This is a genomic window from Sphingomonas sp. C3-2 (assembly GCF_033025475.1).
Lineage (GTDB): Bacteria > Pseudomonadota > Alphaproteobacteria > Sphingomonadales > Sphingomonadaceae > Sphingobium_A.
Window position 1 is genome coordinate 1,216,229 of record NZ_CP130322.1, and the last position, 21,434, is coordinate 1,237,662.

Annotated in this window: 25 protein-coding genes; 9 read left to right on the top strand and 16 right to left on the bottom strand. The window is 62.2% G+C overall.

All coding sequences use genetic code 11. The annotated features are described in order from the left end of the window. Nucleotides 1–3: 3 nt before the first annotated feature. Together QYC26_RS05900 and flgC are read right to left on the bottom strand one after the other, a co-directional pair. Entirely contained in the window at nt 4–330 is a 327-nt protein-coding gene (locus QYC26_RS05900) for a flagellar hook-basal body complex protein FliE (RefSeq protein ID WP_317514471.1), read from the bottom strand. An 11-nt stretch (nt 331–341) separates the two neighbouring features. Continuing rightward, a complete protein-coding gene (gene flgC, locus QYC26_RS05905) occupies nt 342–761 on the bottom strand; it encodes a flagellar basal body rod protein FlgC (protein WP_317514472.1) in 420 nt (139 codons plus the stop codon). Nucleotides 762–868: 107 nt separating this feature from the next. On the opposite strand from flgC, the gene QYC26_RS05910 reads away from it, so the two are divergent. From QYC26_RS05910 to fliP, 3 genes are read left to right on the top strand one after another with little or no spacing between them, the layout of a single operon-like run. Then, entirely contained in the window at nt 869–1,102 is a 234-nt protein-coding gene (locus QYC26_RS05910) for a FliM/FliN family flagellar motor switch protein (protein ID WP_317514473.1), read from the top strand. Next, nucleotides 1,102–1,422, top strand: coding sequence for a flagellar biosynthetic protein FliO (locus tag QYC26_RS05915; RefSeq protein WP_317514474.1), 321 nt, complete (start codon nt 1,102–1,104; stop codon nt 1,420–1,422). The genes QYC26_RS05910 and QYC26_RS05915 overlap by 1 nt, the downstream gene beginning before the upstream one ends. Beyond that, on the top strand, nt 1,415–2,146 hold the full coding sequence (fliP, locus tag QYC26_RS05920) for a flagellar type III secretion system pore protein FliP (protein WP_317514475.1): 732 nt from the start codon (nt 1,415–1,417) through the stop codon (nt 2,144–2,146). The genes QYC26_RS05915 and fliP overlap by 8 nt, the downstream gene beginning before the upstream one ends. A 79-nt stretch (nt 2,147–2,225) precedes the next feature. Here the strand turns inward: fliP and QYC26_RS05925 are convergent, their stop codons facing one another. Genes QYC26_RS05925 through motA form a run of 12 tightly spaced genes read right to left on the bottom strand, consistent with a single transcriptional unit; the run spans nt 2,226 to nt 10,966 of the window. Then, nucleotides 2,226–2,651 (bottom strand): hypothetical protein, encoded by a 426-nt coding sequence (locus tag QYC26_RS05925; RefSeq protein ID WP_317514476.1) that lies wholly within the window; start codon nt 2,649–2,651, stop codon nt 2,226–2,228. 19 nt (nt 2,652–2,670) lie between these two features. Further along, nucleotides 2,671–3,531: a flagellar motor protein MotB gene (locus tag QYC26_RS05930; RefSeq protein WP_317514477.1), complete on the bottom strand. Its 861-nt coding sequence runs from the start codon at nt 3,529–3,531 to the stop codon at nt 2,671–2,673. Then, nucleotides 3,528–3,845 carry a hypothetical protein gene (locus tag QYC26_RS05935; RefSeq protein ID WP_317514478.1) on the bottom strand — a complete coding sequence of 106 codons (318 nt, stop codon included), beginning with the start codon at nt 3,843–3,845 and terminating at the stop codon, nt 3,528–3,530. The genes QYC26_RS05930 and QYC26_RS05935 overlap by 4 nt, the downstream gene beginning before the upstream one ends. Before the next feature lie 11 nt (nt 3,846–3,856). Beyond that, complete coding sequence (locus tag QYC26_RS05940) at nt 3,857–4,375, bottom strand: chemotaxis protein CheD (protein WP_317514479.1); 519 nt, start codon at nt 4,373–4,375, stop codon at nt 3,857–3,859. Between the two features lie 4 nt (nt 4,376–4,379). Beyond that, nucleotides 4,380–4,769, bottom strand: a complete 390-nt coding sequence (locus QYC26_RS05945) for a response regulator (protein ID WP_317514480.1) — start codon at nt 4,767–4,769, stop codon at nt 4,380–4,382. A 15-nt stretch (nt 4,770–4,784) separates the two neighbouring features. Further along, on the bottom strand, nt 4,785–5,816 hold the full coding sequence (locus QYC26_RS05950; protein WP_317514481.1) for a chemotaxis response regulator protein-glutamate methylesterase: 1,032 nt from the start codon (nt 5,814–5,816) through the stop codon (nt 4,785–4,787). After that, nucleotides 5,813–6,703 carry a CheR family methyltransferase gene (locus QYC26_RS05955; RefSeq protein WP_317514482.1) on the bottom strand — a complete coding sequence of 297 codons (891 nt, stop codon included), beginning with the start codon at nt 6,701–6,703 and terminating at the stop codon, nt 5,813–5,815. The genes QYC26_RS05950 and QYC26_RS05955 overlap by 4 nt, the downstream gene beginning before the upstream one ends. After that, complete coding sequence (locus QYC26_RS05960) at nt 6,700–7,194, bottom strand: chemotaxis protein CheW (protein WP_317514483.1); 495 nt, start codon at nt 7,192–7,194, stop codon at nt 6,700–6,702. Before QYC26_RS05960 ends, QYC26_RS05955 begins: the two co-directional genes overlap by 4 nt. Beyond that, nucleotides 7,191–9,422, bottom strand: coding sequence for a chemotaxis protein CheA (locus QYC26_RS05965; RefSeq protein WP_317514484.1), 2,232 nt, complete (start codon nt 9,420–9,422; stop codon nt 7,191–7,193). The genes QYC26_RS05960 and QYC26_RS05965 overlap by 4 nt, the downstream gene beginning before the upstream one ends. Continuing rightward, on the bottom strand, nt 9,419–9,784 hold the full coding sequence (locus QYC26_RS05970) for a response regulator (RefSeq protein WP_317514485.1): 366 nt from the start codon (nt 9,782–9,784) through the stop codon (nt 9,419–9,421). The genes QYC26_RS05965 and QYC26_RS05970 overlap by 4 nt, the downstream gene beginning before the upstream one ends. Then, entirely contained in the window at nt 9,781–10,098 is a 318-nt protein-coding gene (locus QYC26_RS05975; RefSeq protein WP_317514486.1) for an STAS domain-containing protein, read from the bottom strand. Before QYC26_RS05975 ends, QYC26_RS05970 begins: the two co-directional genes overlap by 4 nt. Continuing rightward, on the bottom strand, nt 10,082–10,966 hold the full coding sequence (gene motA / locus QYC26_RS05980; protein WP_317514487.1) for a flagellar motor stator protein MotA: 885 nt from the start codon (nt 10,964–10,966) through the stop codon (nt 10,082–10,084). The genes QYC26_RS05975 and motA overlap by 17 nt, the downstream gene beginning before the upstream one ends. Nucleotides 10,967–11,149: 183 nt before the next feature. Between motA and flaF the strand changes: the two genes are divergently transcribed. The 3 genes from flaF (at nt 11,150) to QYC26_RS05995 (ending at nt 15,024) form a co-directional block, all read left to right on the top strand. After that, nucleotides 11,150–11,512 carry a flagellar biosynthesis regulator FlaF gene (gene flaF, locus QYC26_RS05985; protein WP_317514488.1) on the top strand — a complete coding sequence of 121 codons (363 nt, stop codon included), beginning with the start codon at nt 11,150–11,152 and terminating at the stop codon, nt 11,510–11,512. Between the two features lie 159 nt (nt 11,513–11,671). Further along, a complete protein-coding gene (locus QYC26_RS05990; RefSeq protein ID WP_317514489.1) occupies nt 11,672–14,404 on the top strand; it encodes a PAS domain S-box protein in 2,733 nt (910 codons plus the stop codon). Next, nucleotides 14,401–15,024: a response regulator transcription factor gene (locus QYC26_RS05995; RefSeq protein ID WP_317514490.1), complete on the top strand. Its 624-nt coding sequence runs from the start codon at nt 14,401–14,403 to the stop codon at nt 15,022–15,024. The genes QYC26_RS05990 and QYC26_RS05995 overlap by 4 nt, the downstream gene beginning before the upstream one ends. On the opposite strand, the gene QYC26_RS06000 is transcribed toward QYC26_RS05995, so the two are convergent. Then, nucleotides 15,021–15,371 (bottom strand): hypothetical protein, encoded by a 351-nt coding sequence (locus tag QYC26_RS06000; protein ID WP_317514491.1) that lies wholly within the window; start codon nt 15,369–15,371, stop codon nt 15,021–15,023. The two genes, QYC26_RS05995 and QYC26_RS06000, sit on opposite strands and share 4 nt — an antisense overlap. Nucleotides 15,372–15,798: 427 nt before the next feature. Here QYC26_RS06000 and QYC26_RS06005 point away from each other — a divergent pair, with 427 nt between their 5' ends. The 3 genes from QYC26_RS06005 (at nt 15,799) to QYC26_RS06015 (ending at nt 20,429) form a co-directional block, all read left to right on the top strand. Next, nucleotides 15,799–17,652, top strand: coding sequence for a methyl-accepting chemotaxis protein (locus tag QYC26_RS06005; protein WP_317514492.1), 1,854 nt, complete (start codon nt 15,799–15,801; stop codon nt 17,650–17,652). Nucleotides 17,653–18,017: 365 nt separating this feature from the next. Further along, on the top strand, nt 18,018–19,922 hold the full coding sequence (locus QYC26_RS06010) for a methyl-accepting chemotaxis protein (RefSeq protein ID WP_317514493.1): 1,905 nt from the start codon (nt 18,018–18,020) through the stop codon (nt 19,920–19,922). Between the two features lie 171 nt (nt 19,923–20,093). Then, complete coding sequence (locus QYC26_RS06015; RefSeq protein WP_317514494.1) at nt 20,094–20,429, top strand: DUF2322 family protein; 336 nt, start codon at nt 20,094–20,096, stop codon at nt 20,427–20,429. Nucleotides 20,430–20,443: 14 nt separating this feature from the next. On the opposite strand, the gene QYC26_RS06020 is transcribed toward QYC26_RS06015, so the two are convergent. After that, nucleotides 20,444–21,313: a phytanoyl-CoA dioxygenase family protein gene (locus QYC26_RS06020; protein ID WP_317514495.1), complete on the bottom strand. Its 870-nt coding sequence runs from the start codon at nt 21,311–21,313 to the stop codon at nt 20,444–20,446. Between the last annotated feature and the right edge of the window lie 121 nt (nt 21,314–21,434).

Consider the following 21,434-nt stretch of genomic DNA (forward strand, 5'->3'; position numbering starts at 1 on the left):
GCGTCAGATCTGCATGCGCATGATTTCAGTATAGGCGTTGACCACGCGGTCACGCACCGCAACTACCGTGTCGAGCGCGGTTTCGGCTGCGCCAATCGCAGTCACCACGTCGATCAGGTCGCCCTTGCCAGCCACCTGGTTAACGCTCGCGGTTTCGGCCGCGCGCAGGTTCTGCGACGCGTCGGTTACGAGCTGTTCGATCATCGAACCGAAGCCCGCGGTCGATCCGCTGCCCGCCGGTGCGGCGGGTTCGGGCATTTCGGCGCGTGCCGAAACGGTGTTCATCACGCGGCCATAGGCCGATGCAGCATCAAGGGCGCCGAGAGACATCGTGGTAATCCTTATTTGAGGAGATCGATCGTGCGCATCGTCATGTTGCGCGCCGATTCAATGGCGTTGAGATTGGCTTCGTACGAACGCTGCGCCGCCTTCATGTCGGCGGTTTCAATCAAGCTGTTCACATTGGGCTTCAGCACATAACCCTGCGCATCAGCAGCGGGGTTGCCCGGCTGATAGGTGCGGTTGAATGCCGACTTGTCGGTGGTAATTGCATCGACATTGACGTTCGTCGCCCCCGTCGCGCGGTCCAGTTCGGCGCGAAACGTCGCCACGCGGCGGCGATACGGATCACCACCCGGCGTGCGCGATAAGGAATCGGCATTGGCCAGATTTTCGGCGATCACGCGCATCCGCAACGACTGAGCCCTGAGGCCAGACGCGGAAACGCCGATCGACGATTTCAGGTCCGAGGTTAAGTCCATGGTGTCTCCCGCCCGCTGAATGCGTTTTCTTCCTTATAGGCATTTTTTGCCTAGTGCCGGCGGTTCCCATAAAATTAATCCTATAACGCCCTAGGAAGGAGACGCGCATGTCAGTCGTCGAGGGCATACCTATTGAACTGTCGATCGTTCTCGGATCGACCCAAATCCCAATCCGCCAGGTGCTGAAGATGAGCCGCGGCGCGATGATCCCGCTGGATTGCGGGCATAATGATCCGACGCTTGTCTATGTGAACAACCAGCTCGTGGCGAAGGGCAAGGTGCTGGTCGACGGTGAACATATGTCGCTCGAAATCACCGAAGTGATCGAGCGACCGCGCTGATGGACTTCCTGACGCTCCTGCGCACCTTCGCGGCGCTGGCGGTCACGCTCGGCCTGCTCGTTGGTGCGCTATGGGTGGTGCGTCGTTACGATCTGAAACTGCCCGCTGGCCTCATCGGCGGTCTAGGCGCGGCCAGCGACCGTCGCATTCAGATGGTTGAGCGCCTGCCCCTCGACACGCGCCGTTCGGTTGCACTCATCCGCCGTGATGATATCGAGCATCTGGTGCTGATCGGCCCCGAAGGCGCCGTCGTGATCGAAAGCGGTATTCAGCCTCCCCAATCCACGCCTCCTAAATCCACGGTAGAAACCGATGCGTAAACTCTTCCTGCTCGCAGCAGTCGCAGGGCTTGCCGCCCTTCCCGACGTGGCGCTGGCGCAAAACGTGTCTGCGAATCTTGGCGAGGGCTCGATCTCCGGACGGGCCATCCAGCTGGTCCTGATGCTCACGGTGCTCAGCCTTGCGCCGGGCATCCTGATGACGGTCACGTCCTTCACCCGCATCGTGGTCGCGCTCTCGCTGCTGCGCACCGGCATCGGCGCGCCGGGCGTTCCGCCCAACCCCGTCGTCATCAGCCTTGCGCTGTTCCTGTCCTTCTTCGTCATGTCCCCCACCTTCGACGCCGCGTGGAAGCAGGGTATCGCCCCCTATAATGAGGGCCGGATCAACGAGGCCCAGGCCTTCGAGCGGGCGTCCAAACCGTTTCACAGCTTCATGCTCAAACATGTACGCGAAGACGATGTGAAACTGTTCGTCGAACTTTCGGGGAAGAAGCCGGTTCCGGCCGCCGAATTGCCGATGACGACGCTGATGCCCGCCTTCATGATTTCCGAATTACGACGCGCGTTCGAGATCGGCTTCCTGCTGCTCCTGCCGTTTCTCGTCATCGATCTGGCGGTGGCGGCCGTGCTCATGGCCATGGGCATGATGATGCTGCCGCCGGCGACCATTTCATTGCCAATGAAGATCATCTTCTTCGTACTCGTGGACGGCTGGGCACTGGTTGCAGGGTCATTGGTCAAAAGCTTCGGCGCTCCGGGATAGACGCGAAGCGCAGGCTGGTTCAGCAATATCCGGGCCGGTTCCCTTGCGGGGGCCGGCCCTTTTTGCTGGCTGGCGCGCATCACACGGGCGATGCCTGGGTCACCACCGCGCGGGTGACGATATCCCTCCCATAGGTTTCAACCGCCGCGTCAAGCAGCAGCTTGCGAAAGCTTTCCACATTGGGAAGCATGCCATCCGGCCCGCTCGTCATGGGCGTCCGAAATGTGCGCATATTGACCGCATTCAGAAGGATCGGCAGTCGCTTGGTGACGTCTTCCGTCTGGCTGGATGGCACCTCGATCTGTCCTTCGATCTTCACATAGCCCGCAAGGCGACCATCGGGGAAAACCAGCGGCGTCAGAATTTCGCCTGTGGAAACGAAAGCCATGTCGGGCGCGAACATCGTCGCATCGCCCGAGATAGCCATGCTGGTGCCGATCGCAGCACCGCCGCCCACGGCAATGCCAGCCGACAGAACCAGTGCCGAAACCAGAATTTTCTTCACCACAGTCCTCCGGGAACGATCAGAATTTGAAGCTCGTGTCCTTCGGCAATGCCGAAGGCTCCGCGAGGATCACGATGGTGATGCGGCGGTTTTCGGGACGGTCCGGGCGATCGGGATAGATCGGCTCGGAACCCGCCTTGGCCACCACTTCGGAAAAACGATCGGCTGTCAGGCCCGCAGCCACCATCGCCGCGCGGGCCGCCAGCGCCCGCTCGCTCGACAAGCGCCAGTTCGCATCGCTCTGACCGCCGGTGGAATCGGTGTGCCCCTCGATCGCCACCTGCGCGCCGGTTTTCACCAGCTTCTGCGCGATCCGAGTCAGAAGCGTGCGCGCATAATCGTTGAGCTGCGCGGTCGGGCCGATGAACATCGACCGGTTCGCGCTGTCCATCAGATGCACGCGCACGCCTTCGCGCGTCTTTTCGACGGTCGCGCGGTTACGCGCGCCGGGTGTTTCGTTCGGCGGCTGGATCGCGATCATCATTTCATCGGCAAGCACACGCAGTGCCGCCTCAGGAATTTCCGCAGTACCGCCGCGCGCGGCCCCTGCGGTACCCGCTTCAGCCGAAATCTGACCAATGCTGCGATCATCGCTGCCCTGGGCGCGGCGGCTGCGGCCGCCCAGCCCCGGCTGGCTGCCCGGATCATTGGTCATCGTCGTTGCCGGCGCGCTGCGCGCCGTATCGCTCGAAAAATATTCAGCCAACCCACGCAACTGCGCCTTGTTCTGGTTGGCCAGCAGCCACAACAGCATGAAGAACGCCATCATCGCGGTCACGAAGTCGGCATAGGCCACCTTCCATGCTCCGCCGTGATGCACCGTCGCCTGATGGCGACGGACACGGCGAATGACGATCGGCTGTTCTTCGTTGCGGTTCATTTTACGCCCCTGTCGATGGCGGCTCGTAACCGATCCTGCACCACGGTCAGCCGCACATGGCCCAACGCCTCCGGAATGCTGAGGCCGCTCGACACACGTTCGAGCAGATCGGCGCTTTCATCGGCGCACTGGATGATCAGGTCGAACACCTGAAGCTGATCGAGATAGTCTGTCGCAAAGCGCTCGTCGGAGACGATCGTCTCGGCCAGTTGCTCGATATGCGAACGTACGGAGCGGATTTCGTCCGCAACAGCCGCGCACAGTGCCGCCTGAGCCGTTTCGGTCGGATGGATGAGGATATCACCGGTGGTCATGCTGGCCCTGTTCAGAAAAGTTCGACCTCGCCGCCATGGGCAGCCGGCCTGGGTGAAATGACGGGCGGTGGTGCATCGGCGACAAGCGTGGACCGCACACGCCCCTCATAGGGCATGAACTCCACCTTGCGCGCACGCGTGCCGCCCAGTTCGCAACGACCGATCGGGATGCCTTCGGTTTCCATGAAGTTCCGCGCGAACGCGGCATTGTTCGACCCGATCTGGCCCAACCCCGCAATGATGTTCGCCCCTCCGTACAGATGGGCGCGCAGGCGACCACGCACCGCGCCGCGTTGCATCATCGCGTTAATCAGCAATTCCATCGCATGAATCCCGTAGCGCTGCGGCTGCGCCGCATCGACGACGGCCGAAGCAGCGGGCTCGGACAGCAGAAAATGGTTCATACCGCCGACGCGCGCCACCGGATCCTGCAGGCAAACGGCGACGCACGAGCCGAGCAACGTCGATATGACGACACCCGGTTCGCCGACGACGCGATGTTCGCCCTGAACGATGGGAATGCGCTTCATGAGATCAGGTAAGCTCGCCGAATACCCGTTCGATCTTTTCCTTGAGCGCCGCAGGCGCAAAAGGCTTCACGACATAGTTGTTGACGCCCAGTTCCGCCGCCTTCTGCACCAGTTCCCGGTCGGCAGATCCGGTCAGCATGATGAAAACGGTCTTGCCGATAACGGGATCGGCACGGACCGCTTCCAGAAACTGAAGCCCGTCCATGTCGGGCATGTTGTAATCCGAAATCACGAGATGCACGCGATCGGTCTTGATCGCAGGTAGCGCCTCAACCGCGCTCGCCTTGTCGCGTACGTCCTTGAAGCCAAGATCCTGCAGGGTGCGCCGGATCATCGCACGCATACTCGTCTGGTCGTCTACTACCATTACCTTGATTGCAGCCGCTGAGGGCATTTCAGACTCCCAATATCAATTCGATGTACGGCATACGCCGAGGATGGCCTCGGGCATGGCCGACAAGTTCAGTTCGCGTTCGACCGCACCCATTTCGAATGCGGCGCGCGGCATTCCATAAATCACGCAGCTTGCCTGGCTTTGGCCGAAGGTGTGCGCCCCGCCCAGGCGCATCGCCTTCAAGCCGGCCGCGCCGTCATTGCCCATGCCGGTTAAAATGACGCCCACCGCCTTGGCACCGAGCGCCGCGACGGAATTGAACAGCACATCCACCGATGGGCGGTGACCGCCCACGGGTTCAGAGGGGCGCAACCGGATATGGCCGTGCGTGCCGCCCACCAGCTCCATATGGTTCTCACCGCCAGGCGCGATATAAACCTTGCCGCGTTCCAGCAGCATGCCCGACTTTGCCTCGACCACGCTCACACGGCTTTCGCGGTCGAGCCGCGCGGCGAAGCCCTGGGTAAAGCTTGCCGGCATGTGCTGAACAACCAGCACCGGCGGCGTATCGGGTGGCAATGCACCGATCAGCGAGAAGAGAGCTTCGACCCCGCCGGTCGAGGCGCCAATGGCGATCACCATATCGCGCATCTGGCCCGGCGCGGACGCGGTTACCGGCGCCACGCGGTGCGGCGTCTGCCGTACCGACGAGCGCGCGGCCGCCTTCACCATCCGGCACAGCTTCGCACCGTCCTGGACGATCTCCAGCGGATTGCCCACCGGCTTGGCGATGCAGTCTACGGCGCCCAGCCGCAAAGCTTCGATCGTCACCTCGGCGCCCCGCGCGGTCAGCGTCGAGCACATGACCACCGGCATCGGGCGCAGGCGCATGATCTTTTCAAGGAAGGACAGGCCGTCCATCCCCGGCATCTCGACGTCCAACGTCACGACATCGGGGTTGAGTTCCTTGATCATCGCACGTGCCGCATGGGGCTCGGGTGCCATGCCCACCACCTCGATTTCGGGGTCGGCGGACAGGATTCGGTTCAGCATCGCGCGCATCGACGCGCTGTCATCGACGATAAGCGCGCGAACGGGGCCGCTCATTGGCCTCCTCCCGATTTGCGGTAGATGGTCTGCCCAACGGCTTCCATCCGCGTCGCGGCCGCGCCGATCAGGCGTTCGGAGTGGCCAATATACAGATGGCCGCCCGGCGCCAGCATGTCGACCAGCCGCTCCTCAAGCTCCGCCTTTGCCCGGTCATCGAAATAGATCATGACGTTGCGGCAGAAGATCGCATCATATTTCTGGCGCATCGGCCAGGACGCGAAGAGATTGAGCACGCGGGCGGTGACAAGCGCGCGCAGTTCGTCGGCAATCACGAAATTGTCGCCGTTAGGACGAAGCCATTTCGCGCGGTAGGTCTGGGGGATCGGCTCGACGGTCGCCGCCGAATAGGTCGCCCGGCGCACAGCGTCCACCACAGGCGGCGAAATGTCGGTCGCCAGCAGCTTGACGTCGCTCGTCTTCAGCCAGTTGGCGCTCGCCTGCGCGTCACCCGCAAGGCACATCGCAATCGAATAGACTTCCTCGCCGCTCGAGCAGCCTGCCGACCAGATACGTACCGGCTGGCCAACGCGCGCGCGCCCCTGCAGCACGGGAAGAACCTGCCCGCGGAAATGATCGAAATGATGCGCCTCGCGAAAGAAATGCGTGTGGTTGGTGGTCAGTGCAACCACCATGGCACGGCGTTCTTCCTCGTCTTCGTTGACGAGCGCGACATAGTCCTTGAACCGCGTCAGCCCCCGCTCACGCAACCGGCGCGCCAGCCGGGAATGGACGAGCGTGATCTTGGTTTCGACCAGGTGGATACGGGCCTCGGCCTGCATGATGGCCGCGATCTGACGAAATTCGTCGATCCCGAGTTCGGCGCTGGCGACAAGCGCAGACGCGCCGCCCCGCTCCGCATCGGCAGGGAAGACCTCGTGTTTCACGCGGCCATGTCCGTCAGGTGCCGGGTCAGGCTCAACGCATCGAGGTCGAGGAGGAGCACCATCGTCTCGGCATTTTCGGTGTCGGTCGTGCGACGTTCGATCTTGACGAGACCGGCGATCACGCTTTCCTCGTTCACCTCCACTTCGGGTGCGGGCTGGATGTCGGCACCGTTGATCACGACGATGTCGGCAACTTCATCGACCAGGAAACCGGCCTGCTTGTTGGCGATGCTGACGACGAGGATGCACGAGCGCGAATGGATCTTGCTCGGTTCCCAGCCCAGTCGTTCGGAAAGGCCGACCACCGGCACCACCGACCCCCGCAGGTTAGTCACACCCTTGATGAACGAGGGCACGCTCGGCAGCGGGGTAGGCTCTTCCCATTCGCGGATTTCGATCAGCGAGCGCATGTCGATGCCGAACATTTGTTCGCCCAGCGTGAAGGTGACGATCTTGCGTTCGTCGGTTTTCTGCTCTTCGACAATGTTCATGCCGCGATTCCTTTCAGCGCGAATTTGTTCTGGTTTCCGGACGCGACGAGCGCGTCGATATCGAGAATGAGCGCGATCGATCCATCGCCAAGGATGGTGGCGCCGCCCAAACCGCGAATGGGGTGAAGATTGTCCTCCAGGCTCTTGATCACCACCTCGCGGCGGTTGTCGATCGTATCGACCATCAGGCCGACATTGCCGGTCGCTTCGCTCTCGACGATGATCACAACCGATTCCTCGGGGTTGCGACGATCATTGGCACCAAACCCGAAGAGTTCATCGACGCGCTTCACCGGCAGATACTGGCCGCGCAGCTCGATCACCTCGGCGGTGGGCGACGTCGGCTTGACCTGCCCTGCCTCGGGCCGGACGGTTTCGATCACATTGGCGAGCGGCAGAACATAGCGCTGGTCGCCCAGGCGCACGATCATGCCGTCGAGAATGGCGAGCGTCAGCGGCAGCGCCATGATGAAGGTCGTCCCTTCGCCCGGCACCGAATGGATTTCGACGCGGCCGCCCAGCGCTTCGACGTTGCTGCGCACCACATCCATGCCCACACCGCGTCCCGACACGTCCGAAATCGTTTCGGCGGTCGAGAAACCGGGGGCACAGATCAGCCCGTCAATCTCCTCGTCGGACAGTTGCGCATCGGCGCTGATGATACCCTTTTCCACGGCCTTGGCACGCACACGCACCCGGTCGATACCCTTGCCGTCGTCGCTGACGCGCACGACGATGCGTGCGCCCTTCTGCTCGGCGGACAGGCGGATCGTCCCTTCGGGCGACTTGCCTGCGGCGATGCGCTCCTCGGCGGATTCGATCCCATGGTCCACGGCGTTGCGGATCATGTGGGTCAGCGGATCGCCGATCTTTTCGAGCACGCCCTTGTCGACTTCGGTCGTCTCGCCGGTCATCTCCAACTGCACCGTCTTACCGGTCTTGGCGGCAAGATCGCGCAGCATGCGCGGCACGCGGGAAAAGGCCTGGCGGATGGGCTGCGCGCGCAGCGACATCACATTGTCCTGAATCTGCCGCGTCAGACGCGACAATTCGGGCAGCTCGACACGCTCCTGATCCGCCGGAGACAGCCGATCGGCAAGGATTGATCCCCGGATCACCAGTTCGCCGACAAGATTGAGCAACTGGTCAAGCTTGGACAGGTCGACACGGATGGTCTGGGCCGCGGGTTCAGCACCGCCCCGTCCCTCACCGGCCGCCGGAGCAGCGATTGCTGCTACAGGTGCCGCCACGCTTGCAACGGGAGAAATTTCTTCGGGTATTACCGGCAGAGACAGGTCTTCAAGGTCGACGACGACCGGAACGAACCCGGCTTCATCGGCTTCACCCAATGTCTCGGCGGGAAGCTCCACAGGCGCGGCACCGGATGCTTGTTCCTGAGTCACGTCGATCACCGAGTCCGGCGACACGAAGTCGAAACATTCGCGAATATCGGCTTCGGATACTTCGGCGGGGACGCTCAGCGTCCACCCGAAATAGCTATCCTCGGGGTCCAGATCGCGCAGATCGGGCAGGGCACTTGTGTCGACCGCCGTCACCACACCGCCCAGCGCCTCAAGCTCGCGCAGGATCAGCAGCGGTTCACCGCCATTGGCAAGTGCCGCGCGCGACGGCTTGAACACGACCGTCCAGGGCAGAGGCCCCTCGGGCACGGCCGGCGCATCGAAATCGTCAAGTGCCACCACAACCGGTTCGAAACCGAAGGGATCAAACTCCTCGACCGGAGCCGCAACGGGCACGAATCCAAGCGGATCGATTTCCTCGGCAACCTCGGCGACAGCGGATGCAGCAGCCGGGGCCGACACGTCACCTGCCCCCTTGTTTTCGAGCACAGCGTCGAGTTGCACGATCATCGCGGCGTCGTCGGGCGCGGCCGATCCGGTCTGCGCCGAGCTGACATGGTCCGACAAAAGGTCGAATGCGTTGAGCAGAATTTGCGTGACCCCCGGGGTCGCCGGGATCTTGCCGCCACGCACTTCGTCGAGGACATTTTCGAAACGGTGCGAAAAGGTCAAAAGCGCCATGTGCCCGAACGCGCCCGAGCCACCCTTGATCGAGTGGACGGCCCGAAACACGCCAGCAATCACTTCGGCAGAGGCATCGCCCGCCGCCATCGCGGACAGCCCCTCTTCGGCGATCACGAGGCCTTCGGCGCATTCCTCGAAAAAGATGCCCTGGATTTCGTCCAGCTCATCATTGCCGGTGCTCATGGGCAAACCTTGCGAATGGCGGCGGCCAGCTTGGCGGCATCGAACGGCTTGGTGATCCAGCCGGTCGCGCCTGCCGTGCGCGCACGCGTTTTCTTCTCGTCCGAAAACTCGGTCGACAGCACCAGGATCGGCGTGCCGCGAAATGCGGGAACCGCACGGACGGCCTCGATCAGTTCGAACCCGTCCATCTTGGGCATGTTGATGTCGGTGATCAGCAGGTCGGGCTTCACTTCGTGCATGCGCTCAAGACCGTGTTCGCCGTCATTGGCGCCCTCGATCCGATAGCCCTGCGCGGTGAGCGACGTCTTGAGCAGCATGCGCATGCTCGCAGAATCGTCGACGGTGAGGATAAGCTTGCTCACTGAATGATGTCCTCTTCAGCAGAAATTCCGATCGCGTCGCCCAGACGGCACGCGTTTACGCGGTCAACAAAGGCCTGGCTCGGATGGTCGATCCGGAAGGTTTGACCTGCACGCTCGGCCTCTGCGCGCGCTGCCACCAGCAATTGGAGAACGGCCTGGCCCACGCTTTCCACCTCGCTGGCGTCGATCGCCATTTCGCCGTCGAAATCGGCGGCAAGGACAAGCCTGACGCGCAGATCTTCTGCGGTGGTGGTGGAGCCGTGCGGCGGCAGACGAAGCGAACGATCGTCGGAAACGTCAGACGGGTGTTGCATTGAGCTGGTCCTTGACTTCATCAAGCGCAGCTTCGAGCTGCACGAAGGACGGCGCGTAGCTGGACGGGGTCATCCGTCGCGCCAGTTCGATGGCCACCTGGGTCGGCAACCCTTGGGCATGAGCGATAATCGCGGTCTTGACGATCGCGAAGGGCTTGCAATCGCTTTCGATCGTCTGCTGCAACTTAGATGCGATCGGACCGACAAAGCAGTAGGACAGCAACACGCCCAGGAACGTGCCCACAAGCGCGCCGCCGATCATCGCGCCCAGCACGTCGGTCGGCTGATCGATCGAACTCATCGTCTTGATCACGCCCAGAACGGCCGCGACGATCCCCAGCGCCGGCAAACCGTCTGCCATAATCTGCAGCGAATGCTGCGGCTGCATTTCCTCATGGAAATGCCGCTCGATATCGTTCTCCATCGCCTCGGCGATCTGATACGGATCCTCGAAATTCACCGTCATCATGCGCAGATAGTCGCAGATGAAATCGACCAGCGCGCGATCTGCCGAAAGCCGGGGATAACGGGTGAAGATGCTGCTCGTCTCGGGCGCATCCAGATGGCTCTCGATCGCCGTCGCCCCACCCTTGCGGAAAGTGCTCAGCAGCGTGAACATCAGCGCCAGCAAGTCGCGATAATCGGCCTCGGTCCAACGCGGTCCCTTGAACACGCGCACCACGCCATTCCACGCCTTTTTCACCGTTGGCATCGAATTGCCGAGGATGAAGGCGCCCACCGCTGCGCCGCCAATCGCCATCATTTCATGCGGCAAGGCATGGAGAATGACCATGACATTGCCACCGGAAATAAGGAAACTGCCGAAGACGCAGACCAGAATGACGACGAGACCGATACCGTTAAGCATGGATGAGTCCAGAAAATGATGTGGCCGCAGCCGGTTTCCTGATTATAGGATGAAGATCGCATGAGTGGCGCGGTGCGCGCCCATTTTCGAACGGGTTTGGCTTCAACCCGGAAAATAATCGGCCAAGGTCCCCACACCCGATGGTGTCGTCCTAAAATGGAGATACCATTTGAGGGAGATACCATGTCACTCGACGCCTATCGCCGCGTGCAAAAGATCGCAGCGAGCCCGCGCGGCACTGAATATCGACTGATGAGCCAGATCACCGGGGAAATGATCGATGCGCGCGATGCGGGACTGACCGGCGCCGGGCTGATGCCCGCCCTGCACCGCAATCGCGAGGTCTGGACCGTTTTCTCGAGCCTGTGTGCCCTGCCGGGCAACCAGCTTCCCGATGCGCTGCGCGCCGGGATCATCTCGCTTGCGCTCTGGGTCGATCGTCACACTACGGCGGTCGTGCGCGGCCAGGAATCAATCGACGATCTGATCGACATCAACCGCTCAATCATCGACGGGCTGGCAAACGAGAACGTCGCCGCTGCCTGACCAAACATACCTTTTTCTGTCGTCGCCGCGCCGCCATGCCGATGGCGGCAGGCGGATGCCGAACCGCGCATTTTCGATACACCGTTATCCTATACTCTTTCGCCTAACCCCACATTGAGCTAGCCCGTTCGAGGGGGCTGACGTGGCATGGAAAATGGGATGCGATATTTTACACGTCAGCCGGGGCGTTCTTCCGGACGGGCGGACGTTACGACCATTCCGTATCTGTGGAGCGCGCTCGCGCTCGCCTTTTGCGGAGCGGTCATCGCGGGTTGGCTGTCCGGCGATCTAAAAATCGCAAGCCTGGGCCTTCCCTTGAGCCCGATGCGGCCGCTCACTGCGGTCGCCTTTGCAGCGATTGCCCTTTCCCTGATCGCGATGATGCAGGGTTGGCGCCAATCAGGATACGGCCTGCTATTTCCCGCCGTCGCGGTCATCACGCTCGGAGCTTTCGAGTTGCTGACAGGGCACGACGTCAGCCCCGCGCTGTGGCCAGTGACGGCGGGGATCGCGCGCCCGTCTCCCTATAGCGCCTCTCCGCCAGCGCTGTTTCCGCTGCTCTCCGTGGCGCTGCTTGCCACCGCTACCGCCCTGTCTCCGATGCCAGGAGCCCGCCCATGCCGCGCTATCGTGGCACTGCCCTCTGCGGTGCTTGGTATCGCGGCACTGTCCAGCGCCCTTTCGACGATCGACATGGGTTCTCTCCAGCCACATGCGTTCCCAGGGCTTCTGATGACGCTACCCACCGTCGTCCCCACGGCGGCTTTGGCGATGGCGCTTATCAGTTGGCACGTCCCGGTGCGCGCAGGCCCATCAACCATTCGCGAACCCGAAAGCCGCGTGCTCCGCACAACCTTTGTGCTCTGTCTCGCCATGCCGATCGCTTCGGCCTATCTCAGCCTCAGCGCCGACGCCTATGGCATACCGGCCGTGATGCGCGGCGCACTGCAGATGCTGATCCAGATCCTCGTATCCGGGAGCATTCTCGCCTGGGTGTGGATAGGCTTCACGCGCGAGCGCGAGGCGCGTCAGGAACTGCTCGTCGCGCTCGATTCAGCACCCATCGCGCTGATGTCTGCAGACGGCACCATCCGCCGCTGGTCAAAAGGCTGCGAACGCCTGTTCGGCTGGTCCGCCGCCGAGGCCGTTTCCCAGCCCCATGAAATATTGCTCCATACCGGCCGGACCGATCAGTGGAGCGCCGTCACCATCCGCTTGCACGCAGGCGAAACCGTCGAGAACGAGGTCACCGCACGCCACCGCGATGGCCGTGAACTCTATCTGCTTGAACAGCTTCGCGCCGTAAAAACGGGCCCGGGGCGAGAGCGCGTGATCGCACTTTCGATGACTGACATCACCGATCGCAAGCGCGCAGAAAAGGCATTGCATGCCGCCGATGCACGGCTGGCACTCGCGGTTGAGGCGCACGAGATCGGGATTTTCGAATGGGATGTGGCTACCGACACCATGTCCCTTTCCCCCCATGCAGAACAGTTGCTGGCGCTTGCGCCCAAGACCTTTCAGGGTGGGATGAAGCGATGGCGCGAGCATGTCCTGAGCGTTTACAGTGCGGGGATCTTCCCCGACCAGGACGAGGTTGTCGCGCGCCGCCTACCGCGCTTTGGTTTCCGTCTTCGCTCATCGCCCACCGAGGGGCAGCGCACCATCGAAGGCTCCTCGCGCTGCCTTTATGCTCCAGACGGCAGACTCCTCTCGATGATCGGCGTGATTTTCGACGCATCCGAACGCGAAGAGCGCGCCTCGATGCTCGAAGCACGGGAAGCGGAATTGCGCTCGATCCTTGAGACCATCCCGGACGCAATGGTCACTGTTGATGAAGCTGGGCACATTCGCTCGTTCAGCACCACTGCGGAACGCCTTTTCGGCTATGACGCCGAAGAACTTCTCGGCATGCCGGTCACAGCGCTCGTCCCCGACCCCCTGAAGCCGCGGATCGATCAGTTGCTCGACGAGTATAGACGAACGGCCAGCCTCGATTTCATCGGACAAACCCATAATACCGTGGCGCTACACCGCAACGGCGCAGAAATCCCCGTCGAACTCGCCATCAGCGAAGCGCGGATCGGGCACCAGCGCATCCTTATCGGCTTTGTCCGTGACATGAGCGAGCGCCTCGCCTCACAGGCGCGACTTGCCGAAATGCGCGATGAACTGCTCCATGTCTCGCGCCTCAGCGCCATGGGTGAAATGGCGGCCGGGCTCGCGCACGAACTCAACCAGCCGCTCGCCGCGACGACCAATTTTCTGGGGGCTGCGGACATGTTGCTCGCGGACGAGAATGTCAGCCCGACGCAGGTCCGCAATCTTGTTCAGCTCGCTTCCAGCCAGGCGCTGCGCGCGGGCAACATCATCCAGCGCGTCCGCACCTTTGCGGCCCGCGGTGAGGTCGAAACCGGGGTCGAGCAGGTTTCCGAGATCGTTCTGGACGCCGTCTCCCTCGTCTTCAGCAGCGCCGAGCGCCGCACCGTCAATGTCCGATATGATCTTGACGCCAATGCCGCGTCGGTCCTTGTCGATCGGGTCCAGATCCAGCAGGTGCTCGTCAATCTCATCCGCAACGCGGTTGAGGCGCTCGATGACATGCAGTCGGATTTCCGAGAAATAGTGCTTGCCACCCGCAATGTCGGTAACGGGATGGTCGAATTCATGGTATCCGACAACGGACCTGGGATTGTGCCGGAGATCATAGCACGGTCGCACGAACCCTTTATATCGACCAAGGCGCATGGCATGGGAGTGGGGCTATCGATCTGTCGCAGGATCGTGGAGGCTCATGGTGGCGCATTGATTATTGAAAATCAGGCCGCTGGGGGAACGATGGTCCGGTTTACTGTCCATTGCATGAGTGAATTGGAGATGGCGGCGCAATGAACGCGCGCAATCTCTTCATCGTCGACGATGACGACGTGGTGCGCGCGTCGTTGCAAAGCCTGATGTCGGTCCGTTCCGGCCTGTCGATCCGCAGCTTCCGTTCTGGTGATGCATTTCTTGCTGAATTGCCGATGCTCGATCCCGGCTGCATTCTGCTCGACCTCCACATGCCCGGCGCCTCCGGCTTAGATGTGCTCAAGACGCTGGCACGCCAGGGTGAAAAACATGTCGCGATCATCCTGACCGGTCAGGGAGACGTGATCCGCGCAGTACAAGCGATGAAGGCGGGTGCCAGCGACTTTCTGGAAAAGCCTTGCGACCATCTGAGCCTGCTGGCGGCGGTCGATCACGCCTTCGAGCAACTGCGCCAGTCCACGGCAGAAAACGATCGGATACGCGCGGCGCAAGACAAGCTCGCCTCGCTTTCCTCGCGCGAACTCGATGTTCTGAAAGGGTTGATCGACGGACGCTCGAACAAGATCATCGCCTATGATCTCGATATCAGCCCACGCACCGTCGAAATCTACCGCGCGAAACTCATGGAAAAACTGGGCGTGAAAAGCCTGTCCGAGGCGCTACGCATCGCCTTTGCCGGTGGGTTGATACCCAATCCCGATTAAGCGCGGCGCTGGCGCCACATTTGCAGGATCGCGGCCACCGAAACGCTCGGCGCATCATGCGGCAGATAGGCAATCCGTTCGCCGGCCTGTTTCACCGGGTTCGCGCTCAGGATGATCAGGCCGTCGCCCCAGCCTTCGCCGCGTAGCATTGCGACAACATCGCCTTCGTGATCGCTGGCGTCGACGATTAGGATCGCATTCGCGCGAGCGTCGTCCGGAACGCGGATACTGGCGACGCCGTCCGCGACGACAAGCGTTTCACCCGAAGCGCCCAGCCATGCCGCCAGCGCGCTGCGAATACCCGCATCGTGAATTGCGATGATCACCAGTTGCTGGCTACTCGTCAAAAATAGGCACTCCCAAGTTTACAAAGCCGGATGAGCGAGAACGCGCACGGCTGTTCCGATATCCGATTCTGCTTTTTCCGCACGTAGTGACCCTGCGGCTGCACCGTTCTGACGAGCGCGAACCACGCGAAAAACCGCGGCCTCACCCTCTCCTTCCCCTTCTATAGAATGAAATTGCCATCAAAGGACAAAATCAGAACACCGCATGCCTGGGCACAAAAATTTTCTGCACTAAGCAGTTCATTTGAAAAGCTTAAAAGTTTTCCTCAAAACTTTTAAGCCGCAGACATCCCGACCGCTGCGGACGGCACTTCTATAATGGCTATGGCCGGCGCTTCCCTCGGAAATGCGCGGCTTTCACAAATCATAAGTGTCACGCGCGGGCGCCGAAGCGTTTCGCCCAAGGAACGATATCAAGGACAGCAGAATGCTTGATTCATTGAACAACTGGCGCCTGCCAAGGAAAATGCTGGTCGCCTTCTCCTTCATCGCGGTGTTGACCGCGCTGCTGGTGACGGTGGCCGTGCTATCCACCAACCGTATTGCGGATATCGCCGACGAACATGTTGCAGTGGGCCTCACCGCAACCGCCGATCTCGGCGATCTGCGCGCGCTCGGCCGTCAGTCCCGATCGTTGCTCTACAACCATGTCGTCGAGCGCGAGGCCGCAGCCATGGCCAAGGTCGAAGAGCGCGTCACGACGAACCAAGAGGCGATCAATGAAACAATCGATCGCTTCTCCTCGGTTGCCCGCCCCGATCTCGCGACCGACATCGCGAACCTGAAAGCCTCGTTCCAGCGCCTTGATGCGATAAATGCGCGCATCATGGAAAGCAGCCGGCAAGGCGATGACGCCGCAATCCATATGCTCCAGACCGAAGGCCGCGCCGCGAACAACGAAGCCAATGATCTGGCCGAGGCGCTGTCCAACAAGGTTATCGAACGCGCCAAGGCGCGCGGTGTCGCCGGGCGCGAAAGCGCCGACACTGCACTCCTCATCATTTACGCGGTCGCTGCGTTATCCGCCGGCATTCTGATCCTCGTCTGGCAGCTGCTCAACCGCGGTGTCACCCGTCCGCTTGGCGAACTCGTCTCGGTCACCACCGGTCTTGCCGAGGGGCGCGACGCCCATGTTCCGCACCGCGAGCGCGACGATGAACTGGGTGACATCGCCAAGGCAGTCGAGCTTTTCCGTCTGGCCGCCGTGGCGCGCCAGGAAGCCGATGCCGAAATCGCCCGGGTCCAGCAACTGGTCACCTCCAAGGTCGGTGAAGGCCTGTCCGCAATTGCCGAGGGTGATCTCACCGCCGAGATCACGACCGAATTCCCGCCCGAAGTCGCCTCGCTCCGCACCGACTTCAACGCGGCAATCGCGCGTCTGCGTGAAATGATCGCTGCTGCCAATGCCAGCACGCAGGGCATCCGTACCGGTTCGCAGGAAATCGCGCAGGCGGCCGAGGATCTCGCCCGCCGTACCGAAAGCAACGCCGCCAGCCTTGAAGAAACCTCGGCCGCCGTCGCGCAGATTGACGAACGGCTGAAGGCAACCGCCAGCTCCGCCTCGCGCACCGTCACGCGTGCGGACGAAGCGATCGAAACGGTCAGCACCGGCCGCAACATCGCCGAGGAAGCGGTGCAGGCGATGGACCGCGTCAGCGAAAGCGCCAAGGGCATCGATCAGGTGATCGAAGGCGTCGACAAGATCGCGTTCCAGACGCGTGTCCTCGCCATGAACGCAGCCGTCGAAGCCGGCCGCGCGGGTGATGCGGGCCGTGGCTTCGCGGTCGTCGCCGATCTCGTCTCGGCGCTCGCAATGCGTGCCGAGGAAGAAGCCAAGCGCGCCCGCGATCAGTTGACCGTCACGCAGAGCGACATTGTCACCGCCGTCAACGCCGTGCAGCGTGTCGACGGCGCGCTCGAAACCATCTCGGGCGGCGTGGGCGAAGTCCATACGCTGCTCGGCCAGATGGCCGAGGACAATCAGGCGCAATCGGCCGCCATCACGCAGATCAGCGCCGCCATCGGTTCGATGGACCAGTCGACCCAGCAGAACGCCGCGATGGTCGAGGAAGCATCGGCAGCCGCCCGCAACCTCACCGAAGAAGCTGCCCTGCTCGCCACCCAGGCCGGCATGTTCAAGACCGGTCAGGTCGTGCAGGCTACGGCAACGGTCACGCCGATCCGTACCCAGCCCGCGCCGGCCAAATATGTCTCGCCGGTCAAGGCGCTCCCGGTGGCGTCGGCCAATGCGGCCACCGCCGAAGACTGGTCGGATTTCTGACCTGATCCCTCAATATCCCGCACCCGGCGCTTATCTCGCCGGGTGCCCTTCCCTGCTTTACAGGCGGATGGCTGCAGCAGTTTTGCGCAATCACGGCCATTCCTTCCACGCCATCCTATAATGATTGCGTGGGGACGGCTTATCGCGCCCCTCTGTCGAGGGAGACGCCTATGCCCGTTCCATCCAACATGATCCATCGATCAGTCGGGTTTGCGGACAGGGGTCCGCACTTCCATTCGTCGGGACCGTGCCGCGCGGCCTCAGGAGGGCCTGCGCGTCATCCGGCCTGACTATCTGTAAAACATAGGATCCTGAACCGGTCGGGGGACGTTTGGGCGCCTTGCCAAGAGCAAAAGGATTGGGAAATGCTTGAGGTGTTCAACAACTGGCGCTTGCCACGCAAGTTGTTACTTTCATTCGTTTTGATGGCTGGCTTTGTGGCGGCTCTCGGCGCTGCCTCGGTGGTTTCGAGCAACCGGCTCACCGATGTCGGCCGCGAACATGTCACGGTCAGCATGCCCGCGATCAAGTCGCTTGCCGATATTCTGGGGCGTCTGCGCGAATATCGCATTCTCATGTACTCGCACATGACTGCGGTCGAAGCCGAGGAGATCACCGGGCTTGAAGAGCGCATCACCACCAACAAGGAAAACCTCGCCGACGATATTCTCGGCCTGCGCGACGTTGCGCGGCCCGATATCGTTCCCGAAATCGATGCCCTCGACGAAAAGGTGAAGACGCTCGAAGAGGTCAACGCCCGCATCGTCGAACTCAGCCATAACCAGCAGGACGCCGAAACGCTCGCGCTCATCAAGGGCGAAGGCAAGGAAGCATCGCACGCCGCGCTTGAACAGGCGACCAAGCTGATCGACATGGTCCAGGAACGCGCCGTCGCACGCGGCGAGAATGCGGATTCGATCGGTGAACAGACAATGCTGTTCATGGCGATCATGGCCGCGCTCTCGGTCGCTTTCCTGACGCTTGTCTGGTTCATCCTGCACAAGACCGTAACGCGCCCGATGACGGAGCTTTCAGAAACGACGGCGTCGCTGGCCCGTGGCGAGCATGTCACGGTCCCCTCGCTCGAGCGTGAGGACGAACTGGGCGACATCGCCAAGGCCGTCGAACAATTCCGCCTGGCCGCCGTGGCGCGTCAGGAAGCCGATGCCGAACTCGCCAAGGTGCAGCAACTCGTCACCTCCAAGGTCGGCGAAGGGCTGTCGGCGATTGCCGAAGGCGATCTCACCGCCGAGATCACCGTCGACTTCCCGCCCGAGGTCGCCTCGCTCAAAACCGACTTCAACGACGCAATCGCGCGTCTGCGTGAGATGATCTCGGCCGCCAATGCCAGCACCATGGGCATCCGCACCGGCTCGCAGGAAATCGCGCAGGCAGCCGAGGATCTGGCTCGACGGACCGAAGGCAATGCCGCCAGCCTTGAGGAAACCTCAGCCGCCGTCGCGCAGATTGACGAGCGCCTGAAGGCAACCGCCGGTTCGGCCTCGCGCACCGTGGCCCGCGCTGACGAAGCGATCGAAACCGTCAGCAGCGGCCGCAACATCGCAGAAGAAGCCGTTCAGGCGATGGACCGCGTCAGCGAAAGCGCCAAGGGCATCGATCAGGTGATCGAAGGCGTCGACAAGATCGCGTTCCAGACGCGCGTTCTTGCGATGAACGCGGCGGTCGAAGCCGGCCGTGCGGGCGATGCGGGTCGCGGTTTCGCGGTCGTCGCCGATCTCGTCTCGGCGCTCGCGATGCGTGCCGAGGAAGAGGCCAAGCGCGCGCGCGATCAGCTCACCGTGACGCAGACCGACATCGTCACCGCAGTCGATGCCGTCCAGCGTGTCGACGGCGCGCTCGCCACCATCTCGGGCGGGGTGTCCGAAGTGCACACGCTGCTCGGTGAAATGGCGCAGGACAATCAGGCGCAGTCGGCGGCGATCACGCAGATCAGCGCTGCGATCAACGCGATGGACCAATCGACCCAGCAGAACGCCGCGATGGTCGAGGAAGCATCGGCAGCCGCCCGCAACCTCACCGAGGAAGCCGCCCTGCTTGCCAGCCAGGCCAGCATGTTCAAGACCGGTCAGGCCGTGCAGGCAGCCGCCGTCTCGGCCGCCCCCTTGCGCGCCGTTGCCGGTGGCCGCCCGGTGGCCGCCAAGCCCTATGTGTCGCCGGTGAAGCCCTTGCCGGTGCCGCAGCCTCTTGCGGTAAACAGCGCCTCCAACGACGTCGCTCCCGGCGATCTGGATGACTGGTCCGACTTCTGATCGAACCATCATCTTAAAAAAGAGCGCCCGGCGGTCCTCCGTCGGGCGTTTTTTTGTCATTACTGCCGTTGCCTGTGGATAACTTCATGCCTTGTGGGTGTGATGGCGAACGCCGAAAGAAGCTGTTACACGCCGCGCCCAGTCAATTCAGCAATTCGGGAAATACGGGCGATGATTCAAGCCGGCGCAACCTTCAAAGATAACCTCCAGCAATTGCCGCCGATCGATGGCGTACAGCGTATCGACCTTGTCGACCCGGCAGGCGCGGTGGTCGCCCGCATCGAAAACCAGCCTGGCAAGCAAGGCTCGCTCGCCGTCTACCAATATCTGTATCAGGTCTTTGGTGCGCTGGACGCGAAAGCGGCCGAACATGGCCTGTCCGTGTTTGCCGAGCACACCGCAGATGCGCGCAACCGTCCGGGCGCGCACCCCAATGTCGATCGCCTGCTCACGATCGTCGCTGGTGGCGATCCGCTCAGCATCGAGGTGATCGCCAGCGAAAGCTGATCCAGAACTATGTTCTAGAGAAGCCCCTCGGCCATCAGGTCGAGGGGGTCGCGCCAGTCGACGGCGCCCAGAAAGCCACCATTGGCCGCGATCCCGTCATGCAGCGCATAGCCGAGCATCGCCTGCTGATCGCGCGGCAAGCTGCGCACCAGATCGATCGGCGCGGTCAGGTAATTATTGTCCTCGGTGCGCAGCCAGCCCAGGCAATAGCTCAGATGCATCCCGCGCCGCCGGGCGTTGCTGATATTGGCACCACCGGCATGCAGCGTGGAGCCCAGATAGAAGACGGCATCACCGGGATTCAGCGCCGCAACGACGATCTCCTCTGCCAAGGGCTGTCGGTCGGCGGGCCATATATGGCTTCCCGGCACGATCCGCGTGGCCCCCATTTCGGAGGTGAAGGGCCCCAGCGCGATCATCGACGCGAATTCGAGCGGGAATCCCAACCGGGGCAAATAAGGCCAAATGCCATCGTCGCGGTGCAGTATCTGCATCTCCGCCCCCGCCCCCCGGTCCATCACATCGGCAAAGTTCAGCTGGTAGGTCGCGCAATTCGGGCGCAGCACGCGCTCGCACATCGCTACCAGCAACGGGTGGCACAATATCTCGCTGCGGAACACCGCCGATTTCCCCGATAGCCCGGCCATATGGCGGGTCTGCGCACCATAAAAGGCGGCGATGGTCGGATTCATATAGCTGCGCTGTGCGGGGTCGTGTCTGGCAAGATGATCGTCAATCTCGTCATTGAAGCGATCGAGCGTCTCCGCCGCGATCACGCCGCGAACGATCACGACGCCATTGTCCAGCAAATGCCGGGCGATGGCGTCGGGGCAATCGCTTGCCTCCATCTCCGCTATACGTACCCGATCGTTGACGTCCGCCATTGTCTTTCGCTCCCTCGATCCCCTTGATGATCCAAGGCTAGCTGTGGTTGCGCAGGGGTTCAGCCCTTCGAAACCCGTCGGTCCGCAGGCTGGCCAAGAAGCGTCCCCGCATGCGATGGAT